Below are 16,231 nucleotides of genomic sequence, written 5' to 3'. Positions count from 1 at the left end.
TAACAGAAAGTGAATTAAAAGGGACCACATTTTGAAGAATAGATCGACTCAATGATTTACTGAGAACACATACAAAACACAGTTCTTGGATTGAGCACCACCGCGGAATATGCAAAGGTCCGAACATTTCTTCTAAAGCTCAAAAAAACCATTGTTTATCTCACGTATTTAGGGTTACTCCGTGAGGATATTAGTCGTGATGTTGGCAGACAGGATGCTTACAAGTTTTCGAAGTTAACCAGTAGCACAGTGAACGATTCAGATTTTCTTGAGCGCCAAGGCAATAAAAAAGTTTGCTATTTTCCTCTCAATAGACGCATTAAAGAAAATAATGCAACCTAGTCACAAAGTCTTGCTACATCTTCAGAAAAGAATGATGTTGCTAAACAAATCTGGTGCAGCATACACATTGAAGCTAAACTCGTTTAAGGAACTTTTTCATATCAATATGAGAAAACATAGATTTCTCAAAGTTACACCGACCATTCAACGATTAAACTAATGTTAGCGTACCGGTACGTCCAAAAACTCCATGCATGAACCATTTGAAAGAGCCAAAATGTTCCAACCCAACTTCGCCTCAGTGGAGTGGCGAGTCGTTTCGCTCGCTCTCCTACTCTCTCTTCCTAACACAGCTCAAGCGGATCCACTAGATAAGGAAATTAGCAACCTTCTCCAACAACGTTTTTCTATCGCGGTTTTGCTGTCCGACACTGACGCAATTGCGTTTGGTATTGGCGACTTTGATCCGAATGCATTATTTGATACCGCCAACCCAGAGTTCGGGACTGATGAATCGATCAATGAACGGAGAAGCAAATCCGTATATGTTCTCCCTTACACGACTAACTTTAATATAGAGGGCAGCGAGGACTTACATGAGCTGTCGTTTAAGGCATTTACGATACAAACAGAGAATGATCTCAAACTATTCGGCACAAGTAAGGATCTTCTCAAGGAAAGGACATACGGTGCATCGATTGGTTATGGGTATCTATACAAAGCAAGTGAAAACGTCACCCTTAGCACCAGAACGACGACTCACCTTATGCGTTATGAAAACTCATTCTCTACCGATAATAAACTTTCCTCCATCATTGGAAGAATCCTAGACGGCCGTGCCGTTAACGTTTCAGCATGGGCGGCAATAGTTCAACCATCCATTAAAGCCAAATACACGTCTCCCACAAGTTGGGGGAAATGGCATGCCAGTTCGACATTGAATTCATTCATTGGGCACAGCTGGGGAAGCGCAAATAACGGCAATATAGGCAACCCTAAAGGTTGGTACCTATCTAATGAAATCACCGGTTACTACAATATTTATCACGGTGAGCAGGCTTTATTTACCGGGATTAAAAGAGTCGACCTTTCGCATGATTTAAGCGATGAACTGGGAAGTCCGCATTACTACGAAGCTTCTATAGGATGGCTATTTTATGCACCAAAGCCCTTTGATTGGTTGGACAATTTCGGCATAGGCGTTAACTTCAACTACGGCTCGACTCTCAGAGGCGGCAGCATTCAGCTTTACTACAACAAACAATAAAGCCGTCAATACAGGAACCAGTTGGTAGCATATATAACAAGAAGAACTAGAAGACACAAAAGGAATGGCAGAGTTAGCGTCTTCGCAAACTTTTTCATGAGACTTGGGTTATCAAACACCACACCTTCCGCTTCTCTTACCCTTCGCTCTTCGTCAAAATGCCATTTAATGGCTAAGTAGGCTCCTATCCCTAATACAATAAGCTTAAAAGCTCCAGCAAAGTAAGGAAAGAAATTAGCCCAACTGTCATTCATTATCCATCTCCATCAAATTCAATATCAGCTTTGCGGTGGCAGAATCCAAAATTCATGTAGAATGCCCCCCTCAAAGTCAGACTCTCTGGCTAGCGCCAGTCTACTGCTCGAGATAGCTGTCCACAACTCTCTTTACCATATCGGCATCTATTAATTATTTAATAAATAATAAGAAAGACACTAGCACACTTGCTGAAAAGTAAGTGTCAGTTTGGATTGAAACTCATCAGGAATCGAAAATGGTCCGCAGTCGACTTGTTGATCTAGTGAAAGCCGAATTACCTAGCGCCAAATCGTTCGCTAGTATAAAAATGTAGCCTATCGCACTTCTGGTCGAGTGCTAACGAACTTATGATGCATATGTCATTAGCAGTGCAATTTTAAGTTTATCAATTAGCTAAAGTTTCCCACCTTAACTGCCAGTAAGTTTGCTGTGTTTGAGATGATCTCGACATGACTAGTGTATAAATAGTATGGAGGTTCAAAGTGAAGGCAAGGCAATTTTCCTTACTAAAAATATTGTTTTTGTAATTTTATTTCAGGATTATCGAAACCATCATAAGGATAATTCGAACTAATCTTAATCCATGCTCCTTCAGTTACATTTGCTTTCTTTTACTCACTTCTCGCGACTATTAGTGGCATTTTGAGACAATTTCCTACACTCCTTTCTTTCCCTTAGTTGATATAAATCATGGTTAGAAGAAAACAGAATCACCTGTATTTCTCGATACATGAATCCAAACTGCCCGACTTTTCGTAACTAAATTACAAATAGACACGATTTTTAGTATGGCACGTTTTTGAGGAACCAAGATGTTAGATACCCTCATGCTGTCGCGGATCCAGTTCGCGGCCAATATCAGCTTTCACATTCTCTTCCCGACCATCACCATCGCGTTGGCATGGATGTTGGTGTTTTTCAAGTGGCGATATAACCGCACCCAAGCCCCCGTATGGCTCGATGTTTATTACTTCTGGGTCAAGATATTCGCTCTTACTTTCGCCTTAGGTGTGGTATCCGGCATTACGATGAGTTTCCAGTTTGGTACCAACTGGCCAGGCTTTATGGAACGAGTCGGTAACGTAGCAGGACCATTGCTCGGATACGAAGTGATGACCGCCTTCTTTATGGAAGCCACCTTCCTTGGCGTGATGCTTTTTGGACGAGGACGAGTGCCGGAATGGGTTCATACTCTCGCCACCGTTCTGGTTGCTGTTGGGACAAGTATGTCCGCGTTTTGGATTCTAGTGCTTAACAGCTGGATGCACACACCAAGTGGCTATGAAGTGATTGACGGAATTGTACATGTAACCAGTTGGAAGGAAGTTATTTTCAATCCTTCTTTACCTTACCGTCTTCTGCACACGCTATTAGCATCGGCGCTGACTGCCAGCTTCTTGATTGCGGGTATCTCAGCTTATCAAATAATGAAAAAGCCAGATCACCGCTCAGCCAAACTTGGCCTAAAAGTCGCGCTGTTCGCGGCGGCTGGATTCATCCCAATTCAAATCTTTGTCGGTGACCTTCACGGGTTAAACACGCTTGAACATCAACCTGCAAAAATCGCAGCGATGGAAGGCGTGTGGGAGACCGAGCAAGGCGCGCCTCTTCTTCTGTTTGCGATGCCAAATGAAGAAACTCGCAGCAATGATTTTGAAGTGGGCATCCCAAAGCTGGCGAGTTTGATTCTTACGCATGACTTAGATGGGGAAATCCAAGGACTTAACGAGTTTGCACCTGACCACCCGCCAGTGAAGCCCTTGTTCTTTGGTTTCCGCGTGATGGTTGGTGTTGGTGTCCTTATGTTGCTTGTTAGCTGGTATGGCGCGGTGAAGCTAGCACTTAAAAAAGCGCTACCTAAACCTTACCTGTACACGGTATTAGCCATGACGTTCTCTGGTTGGATAGCCACACTGGCGGGTTGGTATGTTACTGAGATTGGTCGACAACCTTGGTTGGTCAGCGGTGTATTGCGAACATCCGAAGCCGTCACCACGGTTGCGAGCAGTAGCGTGATGACTTCGCTCATTATGTACTTAGCCATTTATGCTGCATTGCTGGTTGCGTACATCCATACCCTATTCTATTTGGCGCGCAAAGACGTTGCAGCCCATGAAGTCCCACTGACACAACAAGAGGCCTAATCATGCTCGACTATCTACCAGAAATTTATCTTCTGCTGCTTGGCTTCTCGGTCTTTATGTATGCCGTGCTCGACGGCTACGATCTTGGCGTCGGTATCCTTTTACCGAGTGATAATGAAGCGCAACGTGACCGAATGATAGCGTCTATCGGCCCTTTCTGGGATGCGAATGAAACGTGGTTGGTGTTAGCCGTCGGTATTCTGCTGATTGCCTTTCCTACTGCTCATAGCTTGATTTTGACGGAACTTTATATGCCGACCGCGATTATGCTTATCGCACTGATCATGCGTGGCGTGGCGTTCGACTTCCGAGCCAAAGCGAACTCGGATCATAAACCTCACTGGGATTGGTGCTTCAGAATTGGCTCGTTAGTCACCGCGCTAACCCAAGGCTACATGGTGGGTCGTTACATCATGGGGTTTGAGCAATCAACCGAAGCATTTGGCTTTGCTTGGTTAAGCGCACTTTGTGTAGCGGCGGCGTACGTTTACATCGGTGGCGCATGGTTAGTACTAAAAACGGAAGGTGATTTGCAAATACGCTCGGCCCGTTGGTCTCGCCGTGCTGGTTGGTTAGCAGCCTTAGGAATCTTGGTGGTTAGCGTTGTAAACCCAATTGTAAATCAACAAGTTGCCTTGCGTTGGTTCAGCTTCCCAGAAATCTTGTTGCTTGCCCCAGTTCCGTTAATTGTATTGGCAACCATCTTCCTAGTTGATCGCTATTTGCGTCAGGTTCCAATGGTGAATGATCTGGGTGTGCGCTGGCCTTTCTTTGGTGTCACTGTCATTTTCGCGTTGAGCTTTCTCGGGCTTGCGTATAGCTTCTTCCCAGAAGTTGTGCCGGGATTAATGACCGCACAACAAGCTGCCTCCTCGCCTGCGACGTTAATAATCGTGGGCTACGGTGTGATGATTGTTATGCCGGTGATATTGCTTTACACCTTTGTGGTATACCGGATCTTCAAAGGCAAAGCGACAGAACTTAGCTACAAGTAGGAAAGGGAATTCCTCAACAAAGCGCCGCTGCTCATGCGGCGTTTTTTTGCAGTACTCAACGACTAAAGTATCTACCCAAGGCGACTGAGTGGGAACGCTGAGAGAATGTAGCGGCAGCCAGTAGTTTGTTCCTAACTAGAACGAGATAACCGTTTCTCAACTATAGCGATACAGGCACAAAAACAGAAAGAATATTTGATGTTACAAAAGGTAGACCGCCACTTTAAAACGCTTTGAGTATTTTTTGCGCTCAATGAGGTGCAAGTATACTTATGCTTTTTATGACTTGTGAACACTCAATTGCATGTTATGTTGCTGTTGAAATCGTACATGAAATAAGGACAAGAACATGAAGATAAGATGCAAAACGACGCAAAGCATTGAAAAATTTAACCCTGATGACCTCAATCTAAACACAGATCTCTTTGGTATGATTGCTGTTGTATTCGTGTTCATGGCTGTCTTGCTTAGCATCTAGTAGCACTACGTTCATTCTTGTGGCCGTATTCATACCTCATGTGATATGGGTGCTAAATTCTAGATTAAAGCGGATGTGCTAACCCGCACCAATCAGATTATGGCTGCCTCTGTATAGCATCTTCAATTTTGGCGTTGTATAGAGGTGAGATGTGAATAGTTGGCTTGTAGATAGAATGGCGCTTGCACCTTGAGCACTCTTGTGTACTTTCAATGACGCATTACTTTAGTGTAGATACGAAAAAAGGCCTGATAAATCAGACCTTTTAGAATGTGGCGGTGAGTGAGAGATTCGAACTCTCGATTGCTAGCTACCAAGTTTAAAACAATTAAAATCAACAAGTTAACAATACACCACTTTAAGAATTTGTACCAGTTTTTTGTACCATCCCTTATCAAGTTGAAGGGGCACACTTGGTAACTCGACCCCTTATAATACAGGCTATATTCTACTACTCATCCAACCATGGATTTCCATTACATCGCCTATTAATGGCTAGTTAAATAGATTTCTCCATCTTGCAGGCCTATACCAAACAGTTCTGTAGTCTATCTGGTCTACATCGGGATAATAGATGGAGTAGCTATCTCCTCGATACAATCGGTTATGTGGGTAGATTAACACTGTACTCTTCATGTCATTATCAAAGAGCAAAACACTCAGATAATCAATGAAGGAAAGAGCTGAGCGAAGGTTGTCAATTTCACTTTGTACTTCTGCTTCATACTTGTCTTGAAGCTCATCTAGGTTTTGAGATGAGATAGCGCTAATATCTAAATCATAGTCTTGTAGTTCTGATGAACTTGAACTTACACTTACCTTGACATTTATCGAGTACGCCACTCTATATGTAACTGTTGCATGACCCTCAACCTCAACACTTTCAACCACTTCAGTTTCATACAAAATGAATGGCTCATCTATTCCTAATGTTACAGAAGGGTTGATGACTGGGATATTGTATGTCACATAATCTGCTGCACCAGCGCTACTGAACTTCCTCGAAAAGGCACCATCTACAATCGCTCCAACAGCTTTAAATTCAAGGTATTCTAGATTTTCTCTATCTAGTATTTTGTTGTACCGAAAGGTTATATAAGTATTTTCTAATTTGTCATCACCTGCGTTTTCTATACCTATAGTATATGGAGCAATCACTAAACCACTCTCTACCTCATCTTTCTTGACCCCAAATACAATTTGTTGACGCCTGTTAGGTAACAACTCAGCTTGACCTAGAAATACATGAATGTCTGCTTTCTTCAAAGAGCCCGATTCAACAGCAATAGACCTGCTCTGGCTTAACGCTGCCAAACTGAGAACTGTTGATATCACTATCCCTAAAGCAGATATGACTATTCCTGCAACTGCTAGTTTTCCACTAAATTTCACAATATTTCCTTTAATACTCAATTTGATCCACATTATTTATTAAAACACTAATTTTTATAGAAATTAATACTGTATAGAGTTTTAAGAAAGAGAATTTCAATAACTGCATATTGTTAAACTCTCAGGCACAACGAAACTGTCAGCCTAACTAGTTATGGTTAGCTAACCGTGTAGTTGTTAGGTATACCCAAACGACTACGGTCAAACCTTGATCAAACAGTACCCAATAGGGTTGAATTTGCATTGTGACCACAATAAAATTTCTAACATCTTAGAGTTAAACGGGTACACCTAATGGCACACATAGCTTATCTGCGTGTTTCGACCACAGACCAAAATACAGACCGTCAACTTACAGATTCTGGTATCACCTTTGATAAGAGCTTTACAGATAAATGCAGTGGTGGCTCAACTAAACGACCAGCATTAGAAGCTCTTAAAGACTACGTTCGAGAAGGAGATACAATCCACGTTCATAGCATCGACCGCCTAGCTCGTAATTTGGTTGATTTGAAGCAACTAATAAACGACTGGACTAGCCAAGGTGTTAGCGTGAGATTCCACAAGGAAAACCTAAGCTTTAATGCTGGTGGAAGTGATCATATGTCTGAGCTCATGCTGAACATGCTAGGAGCTGTAGCTCAATTCGAGTTAGCAATGATTCAGGAAAGACGTCAGGAAGGCATTGAGAAAGCTAAAGCAGCAGGGAAATATAAAGGTAGACCAACTAACACAACTAACCACCAGCGTATCGCTGAGCTACGTTCACAAGGTTTTTCCTTGAGAAAGATTGCCTCCGAAATAGGAGTCTCCTTATCCACAGTCCAAAGAGCCTTAGCAAAGACTTAGTACACCGTAATTACCAAAAAAATGAAGTTTTATAAATCCCGTTTTGTGTGTGCGTAACGGTACGCCGCAATCGTATTCGATATGTATTACTCCGAACCCTCCCCCTCCTAGGGTTCCAATCAAACCAAAAAGAGAAACATTAATAATTAATCATATACCTACAGGTACATAACACACTATGAACCAATTCATGGCAGATAGCAGATTTGCGTATTTAGACCCTCGAACTCTCATACTCGATCCCGCGATGCAAGCCCGTGACGTTGAACTCATAAAAGACAAACGAGAACGTTCAGCGCAAGAGATTAAGCAAGAGAGCCAAAGTAAGGAGATTCTTGAAGACCTTCGTAATGGACAGCCTATAAGGCAACCTATCACTGTTTTTGTGATTGATGACAAGTATTACGTAGTGGATGGTTTTCACCGCACTGGAGCTTGTCTGAAGTACCTTGAAGAAAAACCCGATGCTGAATTGATGATTAACTCGTTGATCATAGAAAACCGTACCTACGCTGAGGCATTCTCAGCAGCGCAAGATGTCAACCAAGCACATGGGGTTGGAGTTACTAAAGATGAAGCAACGCAAGCTAAGTTTCGCAAGCTAATTGTTAACCGAGAGTTTGACCTAAGCGTCTCTCAAATAGAGGAGCTTGTTGGGTGTAGCCGTGGTCAGGCTGGACACATCGCTAACGGCTTAAAAGCTTGCAAAGAAGCATTAGGGAATGACATCGAGATGAACGACTTAGAGAGCTTTGTTGAAAACCTCAAGTTTGGCTTGGAGTCACGTTATTACCTACCCCAAAGCTGTTGGGACTCTAAGGGTTTCCCGAAGATTAGACGACTCTCAGATGCTTTTAAGGGTAAGGAGTATGTGCCTGACAAAGATGATGAACAGTGGGAGCAAAAGCAAATTAAAGACGTCTCAAAGAGCATCAGCCGCCTCGTTGAGTTCTTTGGAGAGGACATCTTCAGGGAAGGCTTAAGGAAGTTCACTAGGGGCTCTCAACTAGGTATCTCGATATCTCAACGGAGTAAGTGGCTGGAAAAAGCTGGGACTATCGAAGGAAGTATTCAAGATAAAAATAGTGGAAATAAAGCCCCTAACGTAACAGAAAACTACGAGTTATAGAAATGACATTGTGAGCTCGTAAGCCTTATACCACAAGGCCTACGGGCTAATTCAAACCAAAGTGTACACGTGTGTACAGTGGGGAGACTTTAGGTGTACACAACAGTGTAAAGACATTAACGAAAAACTACCAAAGACGTGGGACAGCCAGCCTAGGCAAACAGTCTATTGCTTTCTTCTTAGCCTTCATATCAACCGTACCGTATGCTGCTCCGATATTAGCCGGAGCGTGACCAGTGATAGCATCACTAACAGAATCAACTACTCCTAGACCACGCAAAGCTGTTCTCAAAGAGTGCCTAAACGAGTGTGATGGCTGCTTGGTTATGCCTAACCTCTTGACCTGTTTACTCCACCACTTACCAATAGCACCAGACCTTTTACCGTGTTTGTTTGGCTTGTGCTCAGGGAATAGAAACTCTCCACAGGACGCCACATAATCCAAAAAACCTAAATCAATGAGATGATCATGAATCGGCACTTGTCGAACTGACTTAACGTTTTTTACGTTCTGCTCTTCACCCTCACGAACATAAATAAAGTGAATACCTTCGTCTGATCGTTGTATATCTGAACTTCTAAGTTGAACCATTTCTTCAATCCGAGAACCCGTATATCTGCATAGAAGAGGCACCCAATAACAAGCCATGCCATAAGGCTTACTAGCAGTAACATCAGTGAATATATCTAGCTTAAATAGCTGATTGATCTCGCTAGGCGTAAACCCTTTAGCTTCAGCTACCGCAGACTTATTCTGTACTTTAGGAAGTGTTACGCCTTTGTATGGGTTGACGTTTATCAAACCAAGCTCAACAGCATAGCCAAATACAGGAGAAGTCTTTCTGAGAATAGTCTTAACGGTTGAAGGAGCGATTGTTTCAAGCCCTTTTGTTTTAACAAGCTCAAGCTGCTCAGGTACTGATTTGTTTCTAATCTCTTTGGCTTTAGACTTAGGCAATTGTAACAGGGTATCTTTGTATTTTGAGATATGACCTCTCGTTACATCAGCAACGTCTAGATCCCCTATTATCTCTATAAGACGCTCTATCTGAGACTCAACCTCTGCCAAGGATTGAGAAGCTTTGCCATTAATAGATGCAGACTCAAGGTAACGCTTCAATAGGCTCGAAATGGAGTCCTGAGATGGTTTCAAAACCCTAGACGGTATCTTATCAGGCTTAGACACTGAAAGGGGCTCACTAGCGATTGGAGTGGTCACTGGCTCATACCCAAAGTCTCGCTTGTGACGAGCAAAACAGAGAGACTCAACTCGACGGGCGTAATCGTAAAAAGCGTAAACCAAACGTCTATATGAAGCGCTTGTCTCACATACAACTAAACCTTCTATGTTTAGCTGTTCTTCAATGAAATCTTTCAAGCCTTCCAAAAGCTCTTGATATTCCTCTTCAGTAGCTTTTGACGCATCTAGACCACTAAACTCAAATGTGTCAGATAAGCCGAATACGTGGAGACGCTTATCGCCCTCAACGCCATACCATTCATATCGAAGATAGCAATCATAGTTACCATTACCATCAACCTCATCTTTGACACGCAGATACCAACGCTCGGCAATGATCGCGCAATCACGGACATTAAGCTCAATATCAGATGAATTAGATAGCTTTAAATTAGCGAAGTCGATTTGCTTGAGCGCATCATCAAGATGCTGAGGAAATCGCTGCTTTGCTTCAGAAAGGTTTTTCGTTTGAAGAGATTTCTTGAAGACTGTCTTACCGATTATAGGAACCAGCTTTTTTGGGACAGCCATTCTAAAGTAGTAAACACCAGTCTGAGGATGCTTATAAGGACTTGCCATGATGTTCGACATTGTACCTACTCTTTGTACCAGTAGGCAGCTTACATTAAAACACCAAACCCCTGTATTATAAGAAGTTCTTACACTACAAGGGCTTATAGAATGTGGCGGTGAGTGAGAGATTCGAACTCTCGATACGTTGCCGTATACACACTTTCCAGGCGTGCTCCTTCAGCCACTCGGACAACTCACCGAATCAAATTTTGGTTAGCATCATTGGCTAACGAGGCGCTAATTTAATGATTATGTGCCTGATGGTCAAGGCTAAACATAAAAAAAAGCGCCCTTTTCGAATCGATTGCTCACTAAGTAACTAAATTGAGCAAAACTGGGGCATTTACATGCTTTGAGAATAACCGGGAACACGGAACCAACGGCGGCACATATCCAAGAAGTACCCATACAACACACCCATGCCACAAGAAATAACAGCGTTACTTGCCACTGCGGTCACAATTTGATCTGTAGACGCGCCAACCGCGAATAAGATACCCGCATAAACTGGAGATTGAAATAGTACATAAGCGACCAGATCAGAGATGTTTTTCATAAAGGAAGACGGTGACACCTTACTACCTTGATGCAGCACCCAATCACGAAAAACCCCATACGGCCAAGCAATAGCGATATTCACTGGAATCGATAGCGTACGCGATGCTAGAGATTGCTCAAATGTCATCCCTGAAATCAAAATCTCGACAATCATCCCTGTGATAAAGCAAAAAACAACCATAGCAAAGGTATCCGCTGCGGCGTGACGAATACAAAATGGTCCACGAGACTTCATTTACAAAACCCTTAAAATCAAACACTGCAATTAATAAAAATAATAAAACTATTAACCACTAAAAAGACATCAAGCCAGCTAATGATGCAATTAGAACACACAAAAACTAGCTTATGGTTCTGTATTTAAAATTAAGTTGTAAATTTATAACCAACTTTTAAAGTAAAAGTAGTTTTTTTCACCAATGGCGAGTAAAAACGCCTAAAATTACGTAAAAATGGTACAAAAACACGGATTTCACTTACATAAAAAGGGGTTACGATAATTATTTTGGCGTAAAGTTAGAACAAAACTCGGACTGTAAACAGTCACTCCTATAGCTTATGCTACCAAGCTGCGAAAATTCAGAGTATTACCGATATAATCACAGTAGAAGGTCTTGCTGCTTTACTCGTAAAAGTAAAACTGCAAGCCTGTTCATTGCAGGTTAGAAGAGTTTGTCACGAAGCTGGATGACGTATGAATAGTAAGAACAATTCACAGTTGCGCCATATTGATTCAGTTATGGTGAGGCCAGCAAAATCGTTAATGTATCGATATCATCTTGGTCTGGGGATTGCTGACGCTTTAAGTTACTTCTTATCCGTTCGGCGACTGAAGAAACGTCGTCACTGAGTTCAAGGGGAGCCTCCGCAATGATCGCTGAAATAGCCTCAAGTGCTTCATTAAGATGTCCATTATCTAGAGCGACATAGAAGTTGAGTAACCACTTTTCAGCATTAAAGCTATCTGCTGCATTTCCATCAAAGTCCGATTGGTACTGATATAACTGTGTCGCATGAAGATACAGTGCATCATTTAATTCAGACTCCACTATTGGTTTCGCTATTATGTGGTCTGCTCCTACATTAATCATACGCTCTTGTGTTTCTTTGAACACATCCGCTGTACAGCCAAAAATCAGTACCGACTTAGCAGGTGAACTCATTGCTCGAATGGCTGATATGGCCCCAACGCCATCTAGAACAGGCATATGATTATCCATCAGTATCAAATCAAATGGTTTGCTCGCAACCTCATCGACTGCAAGCTGACCATTTTCGACACTTGTGCACTCAAAGCCCTTGGCTCGGAGGAAAGTTTCCATAATGATCGCATTTGTTCGGTTGTCTTCAACAATGAGTGCTTTCAACCCTTTACAGTTCAATTTATGTGTATTGATTGACTCTACTTTACCCGGCTTGCAAGGTGTAAGGGCAATTTCGACAGTAAAAGTCGTTCCAGCGTCCTCCTGACTCTCTACAACCACTTGCCCACCCATATGTTCCGCGATTTCTTTGACTATTGCTAAACCAAGCCCTGTACCACCAAACCGTCTAGTCGTTGATGACTCCGCTTGCTCAAAAGGACGAAAAATGCGTTTTTGTGCCTCTTTTGAAATACCAATTCCTGTATCTTTTACCTTTAGTATCAGCTTGGTGCCTGCCTTACTCGATTTCTCGGCTAGCTCTACCTCTACGATGCCACGATCGGTGAACTTAACAGCGTTATTGAGTAGATTGAACAGTACTTGACGCAAACGGGCTTTGTCATTGTTGTACCAACGACCCGTTGGTAAATGCGAGACGACTCTAAAGCGAAGACCTTTTTCTGCACATAGAGTTTGATAAACACTCTTGATACTGCCGATAATCGACTCAATTGGGAAAGGCTTATTTTCAAACTCAACATGCCCTTGTTCAATTTTTGAGTAATCTAAAATCTCATTGAGTAATGTCATCATGTGATCACCTGAATCATAAAGTGTTCTCAGGTGCTTACGCTGCTCATCGGTAAGTGGTGTTTTTAACAGTATCTGGGCAGTTCCTAGTACACCGTTCATTGGTGTGCGAATCTCGTGGGACAATGTGGCTAAGAATGCCGTTTTAGCGTTTGTCGAAGCCTGAGCTTTTATTCTCTCCTGCTCTAAATAGATCGTCTTTTCATTGAACTTCTCGATAAGCTGTCCGATTTCGTCATCGCTATCGTAGTCAATATCTATGATCCCACCAGTTTTCGAGTCATCAATCTTAGCGGCAATGCGAACAATTGGTTCAACAATATAGCGATTCAGTAAGTAGTAACCGACCAAGACACACAAGAGCAAAAATGGAATGATCCTCCCCTCAACGCTCATCACTTGTTCAAACACTTGATCGGCGACTTTAGCTTTTGCGTTGACAACTTCCATGCGCCAATCGAACTCTCCGAAATCAAGCTCGCTGACATAAATTTCGTCCGTCAGTTGAAAGTTGTGTTCAATAATCACGTTTGAGTCAGCATCGCGAACCACTACCCCCAAAGAATGCTGGTTCGTGTGCTCTCGAATAAACTGAAAAAGTGCATCAAGTGATAGGTCTACCGTTACAACTCCAGCGAATCGACCGTTTTGGTAGTACGGAGAAGACGCGGTAATCATCTGGACCTGAGTAAAGGTATCGATGTAAACCGTAGACCAACTAACAGAACCTACCGGAGCATCGGCGGCAGCGACATACCAGGCTTCATTATCATAACCGCCAGATTCGGGGTTATTGTAGGAGTGAATTTGGTCAATACCACTATCACTGTTTTTATTGAAGAATAGACTTTTATATCTCCATTGTTCTGCTTTTAGTTCGGGTTTAGGCCATACGCCACCACTAACAAGCATCTTGTCACTCAATTGAAGTATATGTGGAATTATTGTGTTGAGAGATTGAATATTTTCAGTCCCTTGGGCTAGCCCTACTAAGCTACTCAATACACCTGTAGAACTGAGGAGGGGCTCTTTGATCTCAAGAGCCAGGAGTTGGGTACGTAACTCTAGGTTTTGCTCTAGCTTTTGTCTAACTGGTGGCTCAACAACCAAATAGGCGACAGAGCCGATAGTGGCGATAAAGAAGCACAGGTAAAGTGTTAGGGCGAGAATGCTTTTTTTTCTAAGTGATGAGCGAATTTCCATAGATGTGTGAATCATTCCCTAATATCGATTTATCACTAATTGATTGGTAAGATGAGCGCAATCAACCAGCCCATTAACAAATGGTATTCTATTTTGAAACTACAAGACATCCTTTCTCTCCCAGAACTTGACGGTAAACTACTAAACCTCGCAAAAACTCAAGGCTTTGTAACAGCGATGGCTGCAGCGCCAAACGTATTAATGCCTCAAGAGTGGTTGCCATTCTTATGGGGTGGAGAAGAAACAGCGCCATTTACTGACGGTGAGCAACTAGAGCAATACATTGACGAGATTGTACAAATGTGGAACCAAACTCGTCCCGCTCTCCTAGAAGGCACTTGGCAGTGGCCTGCAGGGTGCGCGCTAGATGAGCAAGACATTGTAACAAGTCAGGCTCGCGATTTCTGTGAAGGTGTATTACAAGGCTGGCAACTTGCGCGTGATGACTGGGAAACGTTGATGCCTGAGGATAGCGAAGATAATGCCCTACTCGGTGGTGTTTTACTTTCTCTTACTATGCTTTACGACCCAGAAACAACCATTGAAACATTGGCCGAACAAGGTATGGAAGGCTTAGAGCAGTTTGAGGAAATCTTCAATGCAATGCCAGTGATGTTATGTGGTCTTACCCAGCGCGGTGTTGCATTAGCTGAAGAACAATAGACGCAACGCTGTCGACCATCAAGATTGAACGGCTGAATAGACAAAAAGCTCTCCAAATGGAGAGCTTTTTTGATCATGTTAAAATTACATGTGGAATATACCGCGCCATATCTTGAGTCACTAAGCTACTGTCTTCCCTAATCGAAATACCGGCAGCTCTATCATTGACCAACCAACTGCCAATTAACGTATGGTTTTGCCCAAACTTAGGTAGTGGATGGTATTGCTGGACGATATTGAATTTAGATTCATAAGGCCCTGACGTTTTAACAAAACGTTTTCCATCGATGACGATCTCGATGTTCGCGCCCTCTCGAGAAAATAGTGGCTTGATGACATAATCTCTCATAGTGTTCGCTTTTGAATCGTTAGCAAAATAAGCGGGCAAAAGGTTCGGGTGATTAGGAAAGCGCTCCCACAATAACGGTAAAAGTGCTTTATTGGATAGAATCGACTTCCACATCGGTTCTAACCAGTTTACGTTCGCAGTCGCTAAGTACTTCGCATATTCCTCTTCAAACATAAACTCCCAAGGGTAAAGCTTAAACATCCAACGAATCGCTCTGTCGTCAGCATCCACAAACAGACCATCTTCCGTCACTCCAATATCTTCGACATGCACGAATGCCGTTGCTAACCCTGCCTCTCGCGCGCAATCCTCTAAATACTGGACAGTCCCTTTATCTTCTTCAGTGTACTTGCAGCAGCTAAAGTGAAGTGTTTGTCCTGGTTGGTATTTTGCTATTTCGGCAAAGCGCTCGATCAAAAAGTCTTGAAGAATATTGAATTGATCCGCGCTCTGGTGAACTCGACCTTTATTTACAACATCTTCTAGCCACACCCACTGCCAAAAGCCAGTTTCAAACAAGCTGGTTGGCGTATCCGCATTGTTTTCCAGTAATTTTGCTGGCGAGGTCCCGTTGTACGCGAAATCCAGCCGCGAATAAAGCGAAGGTTCGCTTCGTCTCCATGAAGAAGCGACCTGCTCCCACATAGATTCAGGGATCGCACATTGCGTCAGCAACCGCTCACTCCGAACGACTTCATCCACAATAGCCAGGCACATCTGATGCAGCTCTTCAGTGGGCGCTTCTATATCGCGCTCAATTTGCTCCAGCGTGAATTGATAGTAAGCACTCTCATCCCAATACGGTTGGTCATACATGGTATGGAAACCAAAACCAAACTGGCGTGCTAATTCACGCCAGTTTTCGCGCTCTTGTATTTCTCGTCGAAACATAGTTC

13 protein-coding genes and 1 tRNA gene are annotated in these 16,231 nt (G+C 42.9%); 7 read left to right on the top strand and 7 right to left on the bottom strand.

Translation table 11 applies throughout. From position 1 onward, the window contains the following. The first annotated feature begins 559 nt into the window (after positions 1-559). Complete coding sequence (locus R7Z10_RS08600; RefSeq protein WP_054729603.1) at positions 560-1,549, top strand: Solitary outer membrane autotransporter beta-barrel domain; 990 nt, start codon at positions 560-562, stop codon at positions 1,547-1,549. A gap of 5 nt (positions 1,550-1,554) precedes the next feature. Here R7Z10_RS08600 and R7Z10_RS08595 read toward each other — a convergent pair whose 3' ends face one another. Beyond that, a complete protein-coding gene (locus tag R7Z10_RS08595) occupies positions 1,555-1,803 on the bottom strand; it encodes a hypothetical protein (protein WP_005378271.1) in 249 nt (82 codons plus the stop codon). Between the two features lie 816 nt (positions 1,804-2,619). Between R7Z10_RS08595 and R7Z10_RS08590 the strand changes: the two genes are divergently transcribed. The 3 genes from R7Z10_RS08590 to R7Z10_RS08580 all read left to right on the top strand — a co-directional run bounded on the left by R7Z10_RS08590 (position 2,620) and on the right by R7Z10_RS08580 (position 5,424). After that, a complete protein-coding gene (locus R7Z10_RS08590) occupies positions 2,620-3,951 on the top strand; it encodes a cytochrome ubiquinol oxidase subunit I (protein WP_318104627.1) in 1,332 nt (443 codons plus the stop codon). A gap of 2 nt (positions 3,952-3,953) precedes the next feature. Beyond that, on the top strand, positions 3,954-4,946 hold the full coding sequence (locus tag R7Z10_RS08585; RefSeq protein WP_017820054.1) for a cytochrome d ubiquinol oxidase subunit II: 993 nt from the start codon (positions 3,954-3,956) through the stop codon (positions 4,944-4,946). A 349-nt stretch (positions 4,947-5,295) separates the two neighbouring features. Then, positions 5,296-5,424 (top strand): hypothetical protein, encoded by a 129-nt coding sequence (locus tag R7Z10_RS08580; RefSeq protein ID WP_005378275.1) that lies wholly within the window; start codon positions 5,296-5,298, stop codon positions 5,422-5,424. A 495-nt stretch (positions 5,425-5,919) separates the two neighbouring features. On the opposite strand, the gene R7Z10_RS08575 is transcribed toward R7Z10_RS08580, so the two are convergent. Next, a complete protein-coding gene (locus tag R7Z10_RS08575; RefSeq protein WP_213899672.1) occupies positions 5,920-6,816 on the bottom strand; it encodes a hypothetical protein in 897 nt (298 codons plus the stop codon). Positions 6,817-7,110: 294 nt separating this feature from the next. On the opposite strand from R7Z10_RS08575, the gene R7Z10_RS08570 reads away from it, so the two are divergent. Then, a complete protein-coding gene (locus R7Z10_RS08570; RefSeq protein ID WP_031781197.1) occupies positions 7,111-7,665 on the top strand; it encodes a recombinase family protein in 555 nt (184 codons plus the stop codon). Between the two features lie 190 nt (positions 7,666-7,855). Next, the gene (locus R7Z10_RS08565; RefSeq protein WP_240703677.1) at positions 7,856-8,794 is read left to right on the top strand and encodes a hypothetical protein; all 939 of its coding nucleotides are present in this window, start codon (positions 7,856-7,858) and stop codon (positions 8,792-8,794) included. 127 nt (positions 8,795-8,921) lie between these two features. Here R7Z10_RS08565 and R7Z10_RS08560 read toward each other — a convergent pair whose 3' ends face one another. The 4 genes from R7Z10_RS08560 to R7Z10_RS08545 all read right to left on the bottom strand — a co-directional run bounded on the left by R7Z10_RS08560 (position 8,922) and on the right by R7Z10_RS08545 (position 14,323). Continuing rightward, entirely contained in the window at positions 8,922-10,625 is a 1,704-nt protein-coding gene (locus tag R7Z10_RS08560; RefSeq protein WP_318104626.1) for a site-specific integrase, read from the bottom strand. 93 nt (positions 10,626-10,718) lie between these two features. Continuing rightward, a tRNA-Ser gene (locus R7Z10_RS08555) sits at positions 10,719-10,806 on the bottom strand. A gap of 144 nt (positions 10,807-10,950) precedes the next feature. Next, positions 10,951-11,400 (bottom strand): L-alanine exporter AlaE, encoded by a 450-nt coding sequence (locus R7Z10_RS08550; RefSeq protein ID WP_005378276.1) that lies wholly within the window; start codon positions 11,398-11,400, stop codon positions 10,951-10,953. A 502-nt stretch (positions 11,401-11,902) separates the two neighbouring features. Next, positions 11,903-14,323: a hybrid sensor histidine kinase/response regulator gene (locus R7Z10_RS08545; RefSeq protein WP_054576387.1), complete on the bottom strand. Its 2,421-nt coding sequence runs from the start codon at positions 14,321-14,323 to the stop codon at positions 11,903-11,905. A gap of 51 nt (positions 14,324-14,374) precedes the next feature. Between R7Z10_RS08545 and R7Z10_RS08540 the strand changes: the two genes are divergently transcribed. After that, complete coding sequence (locus tag R7Z10_RS08540; protein WP_005378278.1) at positions 14,375-14,986, top strand: YecA family protein; 612 nt, start codon at positions 14,375-14,377, stop codon at positions 14,984-14,986. Between the two features lie 73 nt (positions 14,987-15,059). Here the strand turns inward: R7Z10_RS08540 and R7Z10_RS08535 are convergent, their stop codons facing one another. Continuing rightward, the gene (locus R7Z10_RS08535) at positions 15,060-16,226 is read right to left on the bottom strand and encodes a glutathionylspermidine synthase family protein (protein ID WP_005378279.1); all 1,167 of its coding nucleotides are present in this window, start codon (positions 16,224-16,226) and stop codon (positions 15,060-15,062) included. Between the last annotated feature and the right edge of the window lie 5 nt (positions 16,227-16,231).

Origin of the sequence: Vibrio sp. Vb1018, assembly GCF_033338775.1 — a bacterium.
Lineage (GTDB): Bacteria > Pseudomonadota > Gammaproteobacteria > Enterobacterales > Vibrionaceae > Vibrio > Vibrio alginolyticus.
This window is presented reverse-complemented; position numbering and strand designations above follow the sequence as displayed.

Bases quoted from the DNA above. Each gene is read 5' to 3' on its own strand.
- R7Z10_RS08570 (WP_031781197.1), top strand. From the start codon at position 7,111: ATGGCACACATAGCTTATCTGCGTGTTTCGACCACAGACCAAAATACA.
- R7Z10_RS08565 (WP_240703677.1), top strand. From the start codon at position 7,856: ATGGCAGATAGCAGATTTGCGTATTTAGACCCTCGAACTCTCATACTC.
- R7Z10_RS08600 (WP_054729603.1), top strand. From the start codon at position 560: ATGTTCCAACCCAACTTCGCCTCAGTGGAGTGGCGAGTCGTTTCGCTC.
- R7Z10_RS08595 (WP_005378271.1), bottom strand. From the start codon at position 1,803: ATGAATGACAGTTGGGCTAATTTCTTTCCTTACTTTGCTGGAGCTTTT.
- R7Z10_RS08535 (WP_005378279.1), bottom strand. From the start codon at position 16,226: ATGTTTCGACGAGAAATACAAGAGCGCGAAAACTGGCGTGAATTAGCA.
- R7Z10_RS08560 (WP_318104626.1), bottom strand. From the start codon at position 10,625: ATGTCGAACATCATGGCAAGTCCTTATAAGCATCCTCAGACTGGTGTT.
- R7Z10_RS08590 (WP_318104627.1), top strand. From the start codon at position 2,620: ATGTTAGATACCCTCATGCTGTCGCGGATCCAGTTCGCGGCCAATATC.
- R7Z10_RS08540 (WP_005378278.1), top strand. From the start codon at position 14,375: ATGAGCGCAATCAACCAGCCCATTAACAAATGGTATTCTATTTTGAAA.
- R7Z10_RS08580 (WP_005378275.1), top strand. From the start codon at position 5,296: ATGAAGATAAGATGCAAAACGACGCAAAGCATTGAAAAATTTAACCCT.
- R7Z10_RS08550 (WP_005378276.1), bottom strand. From the start codon at position 11,400: ATGAAGTCTCGTGGACCATTTTGTATTCGTCACGCCGCAGCGGATACC.
- R7Z10_RS08585 (WP_017820054.1), top strand. From the start codon at position 3,954: ATGCTCGACTATCTACCAGAAATTTATCTTCTGCTGCTTGGCTTCTCG.
- R7Z10_RS08545 (WP_054576387.1), bottom strand. From the start codon at position 14,323: ATGGAAATTCGCTCATCACTTAGAAAAAAAAGCATTCTCGCCCTAACA.